The organism is Synechococcus sp. H60.1 (assembly GCF_047462335.1).
In the GTDB taxonomy this organism is placed as follows: domain Bacteria; phylum Cyanobacteriota; class Cyanobacteriia; order Thermostichales; family Thermostichaceae; genus Thermostichus.
The window spans coordinates 1-4,753 of sequence record NZ_JANSJA010000236.1; the positions used below are offsets into that span (position 1 = coordinate 1).

4 protein-coding genes are annotated in these 4,753 nt (G+C 61.4%); 2 read left to right on the top strand and 2 right to left on the bottom strand.

Annotated features, from left to right (window positions below):
- The first annotated feature begins 116 nt into the window (after positions 1-116).
- The gene (locus NW852_RS11255; protein ID WP_414337036.1) at positions 117-584 is read left to right on the top strand and encodes a peroxiredoxin family protein; all 468 of its coding nucleotides are present in this window, start codon (positions 117-119) and stop codon (positions 582-584) included.
- Here the strand turns inward: NW852_RS11255 and NW852_RS11260 are convergent.
- Complete coding sequence (locus NW852_RS11260) at positions 581-3,016, bottom strand: glycoside hydrolase family 31 protein (RefSeq protein WP_414370979.1); 2,436 nt, start codon at positions 3,014-3,016, stop codon at positions 581-583. The genes NW852_RS11255 and NW852_RS11260 overlap by 4 nt on opposite strands.
- 90 nt (positions 3,017-3,106) lie before the next feature.
- Here NW852_RS11260 and NW852_RS11265 point away from each other — a divergent pair, with 90 nt between their 5' ends.
- Positions 3,107-4,297 carry a PQQ-dependent sugar dehydrogenase gene (locus NW852_RS11265; protein WP_414426754.1) on the top strand — a complete coding sequence of 397 codons (1,191 nt, stop codon included), beginning with the start codon at positions 3,107-3,109 and terminating at the stop codon, positions 4,295-4,297.
- A 73-nt stretch (positions 4,298-4,370) separates the two neighbouring features.
- On the opposite strand, the gene NW852_RS11270 is transcribed toward NW852_RS11265, so the two are convergent.
- On the bottom strand, positions 4,371-4,753 hold a 383-nt coding region (locus NW852_RS11270), incomplete at its 5' end, for a hypothetical protein (RefSeq protein WP_414426755.1).

Genomic DNA, 4,753 nt, shown 5'->3' on the forward strand with positions numbered 1-4,753 from the left:
CTACCCCCACCCCAACCCACATGTCAATACCCCACACCAAAATCCCCCCCGACGGAGCAAGGGTCCGGATTCGCCGTTAGACTGGTGAGGGGATCTTTAAGGTTTCGGACGGCTTTATGGGGATTGTGATTGGGACTGCAGCTCCTGACTTCAGCCTGCCTGCAGTGGGGAAAGGGATCCCGAAGGGGGCGACGATTTCGCTGGGGGCCTATCGGGGCAAGAGCAAGGTGTTGCTGGCTTTTTACCCGGCGGACTTCTCGCCGGTGTGTACGAGCGAGATGCGCTGTTTTCGGGAGGATTGGGGAGCTTTTCGGGCAGCAGGGTGCGAGATCTTGGGGATTAGCAGTGATCCTGTCTCCAAGCACGAAGCCTTTGCCGAGCAGCTCAAGCTGGAGTTTCCTTTGCTGAGCGATGTGGACAGGAGGGTGAGCCAGCAATACGGGGTGGATAGTCTGCTGGGGATACGGCGGGCCTATTTTGTGGTGGATAGCCAAGGGATCCTGCGCTACCAGCATGTGGAGTGGCTGCCCATCTTCAAGCGGGACAACCGCGAGCTGCTGGAGGCGGTGAGGGCAGTTGACTAGGGGCGGGCTCTTTCTGGGCTGGACAGACAGATCTGCTGGGCCTGGCCGCTGTCGGGCAAGAGGAGGGGGGCCTGGCCAAGGGGCTCAAGGATCCAGGTGCGTTTGGGTGGGATCCAGCCACCGTGGCGGGGCTCGATCTCTAGGAGGAGCTGGTTGGCCTGCTGGTGCAGGCGGAAGGTGGTGGTGGCCCACTGGCCGCTTGAGTAGGCGAGGGTTTGGCCGTCGTCTTCGTAGAGGGTGAAGCTGCCGTCACCGGGGTAGAGTTTAAGGCGCAGTTGGTCACGGCGCAGGTCGGTGGTGGACTGGCAGGGAGGAGCTAAGGGCAGGATAGAGCCGCTGCGCACAAGGAGAGGCAGTTGGTCAAGGGGGGCGGGGGCCAGCACATAGCCAGGGCCGCTGTGGGCCTGGCCTGTCCACCAGTCAAACCAGGTGCCCGCCGGGAGATAGACAGCGCGGCAGCGGATCCCCGGACGGACGACGGGGGCAGCTAGGAGGGCGGATCCCAGCATGGCTTGGTCTGAGATCTCGTAGGTCTGGGGATCGTCAGGGAATTCGTAGAACAGGGGGCGCAGGATGGGGGAGCCGGTTTGGCTGGACTCCCAGAAGAGGCTGTAGAGGTAGGGCAACAGTTGATAACGCAGCTGGATGGCCTGTCGAGCAATGGCTTCCACCTCAGGGCCAAAGCTCCAGGGTTCGTGGGGGCGAGTTCCCTGAGCACTGTGGCCGCGCATGAGGGGATAGAGGAGCCCCATTTGCATCCAGCGGGCAAACAGCTCGGGAGTGGCGTTGCCCCCGAAGCCGCCGATGTCGGCGCCGACAAAGCTAACTCCCGACAGGCCCAGGTTGAGGAGCATGGGTAGGGACATCTCCAGATGTTCCCAGGAGGATTGGTTGTCTCCTGTCCAGACGGCAGCCCAGCGCTGGATCCCGGCAAAGCCGGAGCGGGTGAGGACAAAGGGGCGCTGGTTGGGGCAGAGCTGTTCTAGACCCTCGCGGGAGGCGCGGGCCATCAGGAGGCCATAGAGGTTGTGCACCTCGGCGTGGGTGGTGCGCTCTTCAGGGGGGCCTTGGGGGGCGTCGGGGGGGATGTCCACAATTTGGCCCCCATCTCCAAAGGGGCGGTCGTTGAGGGCCGGCTCATTCATGTCGTTCCAGATGCCATCCACACCGGCTTGAGTGAGAACCCGCTGCCAGGATCCCCACCACTGCCGCACTTCGGGGCGCGAGAAATCGGGGAAGAGAACTTTGCCCGGCCAAACATAGCCGTGGAAGAGGTGGCCGTCGGCGCGGCGAATGAAGAAGTCTTGGGCCAGGCCCTCGTCAAAAACGGCGTAGTCGGCTTCGGGATCGAACTTGACGCCGGGATCCACAATGGCCACCACTCGAAAGCCGGCTTCATGCAGCTGCGCCGTGAGGCGGGCGGGATCGGGAAAGCGGCGGGGATCCCAGGTGAAAACGCGGTAGCCGCGCATGTAGTCGATATCCAGGTAGATGACGTCGCAGGGGATCTGGCGCTGGCGAAATTGCTCGGCAATGTTCTGTACTTGAGTAGCGCTGGCGTAGCTCCAGCGGCACTGCTGGTAGCCGAGGGCCCAGAGCGGAGGCAGGGGGGTTCGCCCGGTGAGTTGGGTGTAGGTCTGGAGCACCAAGGCGGGGGTAGGGCCGTAGATGAGGTAGTAGTCCAGCTCGGGGGCGCGCACTTCGATGGCCCACTGTTCAGGCTCCGCCTGGCCCAGGTCGAACTGGCTCCAGTGGGTGCAGTGCAGGAAGAGGCCGTAGCAGAGGCCAGGGCGGAGGAGCAAGGCAAAGGGAATGGCCAGATAGAGGTTGTCACTGTGGGCGTCGTAGCCCCAGCAGTCGCGGGTCCAGTGGCTGTAGCGCCGGCCCCGCTTGTTGAGCAGCCCGGCCCGTTCTCCCAGGCCGTAGATGTGCTCGGCGGGGTGGAGGGATTTAACCAGGCGGATGCTCTCGGATCCCCAACTGAGGCCCCCAGAGATATCGGCACAAAAGACCTGGCCCTGGGGATCGCGAAAGCTGAAGCAGAGGGGATCCCGGTCAATCTGCAGTTGCACCAGAGAAGTGCTGAGGTGAACTTGGGTGGGGCTTTCCTGCAGCTCAAAAGGAGCCGGCGGCCACTCTGCATCCGCCAGAGCCACATCCCAAGAACGACGGGGCAAAAACTCGCCGCTGGGGCTAAAGCGCAGCCGCAGTAGACGAGGGGTGAGCACCTGCACAGACCAGCAGCCCTGGGTACAGAGGAGACGGATCCCCCTGGGGTGGATCTGGAGTTCCTGCAGGGATCCACAGGTTTGCCTCTGGGGCTGGCCGAAGATCTCGCTAGCTTCCAGCATGGTTTGGGGGCAGATGCTGCCCTCAAGGCTAACCCAAGGCCGCAAGGGAGCAGGCAGCTCCCCACTCTTGTGCGCAGCCAACTCTGCTCCCATCGGTACATCTTTTTAGAAGAGCAGCAGCAATGATTGGCTAGCTCAAACCTCAAAATCCATCGCGAAAACGAGGTGGCAATGGCTCTGAGGATCCCGGCGATAAAACTCCTCTCCTCGCTGTTGCTTTTGGGGGGGTTGTCCGCCCCTGTTGGGGCCTACCCGGTCAGACCGGAAACGGTCATGTCTCTGCAACAGGGGGATCACGCCCAAGCTCTGCCCAGAGCCAGGACAGAGCAGCGCTTCCAGGTCGTGACGTTGGCAAGCGGGTTGGAGCATCCTTGGGGGATGGCCTTTCTGCCAGACGGAACCATCCTGGTGACCGAACGTCCGGGCCGGCTGCGCCGAGTTACCGAGCAGGGGTTGGATCCCCAGCCCATCGCTGGGGTGCCAGAGGTGTTTGCCCGCGGCCAGGGAGGGCTGCTGGATATTGCCTTGCACCCCAACTACGCAGAGAACGGCTGGATCTACTTGTCCTATGCAGCTCCTGGGCCAGGCGGCGGGGGGACGCGAGTGGCGCGGGCCCGTCTGAGAGAAAGAGGACTCCAGGATCTGGAAGTGATTTTTGACATGGAGCGCAAAACCCCTGCCCAACAGCACTTCGGCTCCCGCCTGGCCTTTGACAAAGAAGGGTTTCTCTACATCAGCACCGGCGACCGCGGCGAGCAGGATCGGGCCCAGGATCTGGGGGATGCTGCCGGCAAGGTGTTGCGCCTTACTGACACGGGCGGGATCCCGCCAGACAACCCCTTTGTGGGAAAAGCAGGGGCTTTGCCGGAAATTTTTACCTATGGCCACCGCAACATTCAGGGAATGACCCGCCACCCCGAGACAGGAGCCATTTGGACGCACGAACATGGGCCGCAAGGGGGGGACGAGATCAACATCTTGGCCCCCGGTGTCAACTACGGCTGGCCCCTGATTACCCACGGCCGCGAGTACAGCGGCGAACCGGTCGGCCAAGGACTGGCAGCAGCTCCTGGATTGGCTTCGCCGCTGCTGCACTGGACGCCCTCCATTGCCCCTTCTGGCATGGCCTTTTACACGGGAGATGTCTTTCCTGAGTGGCGGGGCAATCTCTTTGTGGGAGCGCTGGCCGGTCAGCATTTGGCACGCCTGGTTTTGCAGGGGGATCGCGTGGTGGCAGAAGAGCGCCTGCTAGAAGGAGCGGTGGGTCGCATCCGAGATGTGCGCCAGGGGCCGGATGGCTTGCTCTACTTATTGACCGATGCCCCCAACGGATCCCTGTTGCGCCTGGAGCCAAGCTCTTGATTGGGGTTAAGCTACATGGCCCTAGTCCTGGGGGATTGGCCCTAGCAGGGTTTCCCAACTCCCACTGCTGCTACTACAAAAACTTGACATCTTGCTCGAGGGGGAGTGGCTCTCCCGTTTGGGCATCTGTATTGTGGCAGGCAAAGCATTCCTCTGGAGTTAGCTTGATAAGCTGTCCTGGAGCCGGAAGAAAGAACATCCTTAGCTCTTTAGTCGGGATCAAAACGATTTTGCCATTGGGGGCCTTGCGCTTGTGTTTTTCGTCGGTGAAGGTTCTGACAACGCAAGATATTGGATAGTATTCGCTGTTTTGGAGCTTAGCTTCTAGAAGCGCTCTCCAGTAGGGGCTGTACCCAAAAATCCACTGACCCTTGGAAAATTTGAGATCAAATGCTTGACTCCAAATTCTGCTGTAAAAGGTGATAATCGATGTCTTAACTTTGTAGGCTCCTGTTA

Coding starts and splice junctions, on each gene's coding strand:
- NW852_RS11255 (WP_414337036.1), top strand. CDS start 117: ATGGGGATTGTGATTGGGACTGCAGCTCCTGACTTCAGCCTGCCTGCA.
- NW852_RS11265 (WP_414426754.1), top strand. CDS start 3,107: ATGGCTCTGAGGATCCCGGCGATAAAACTCCTCTCCTCGCTGTTGCTT.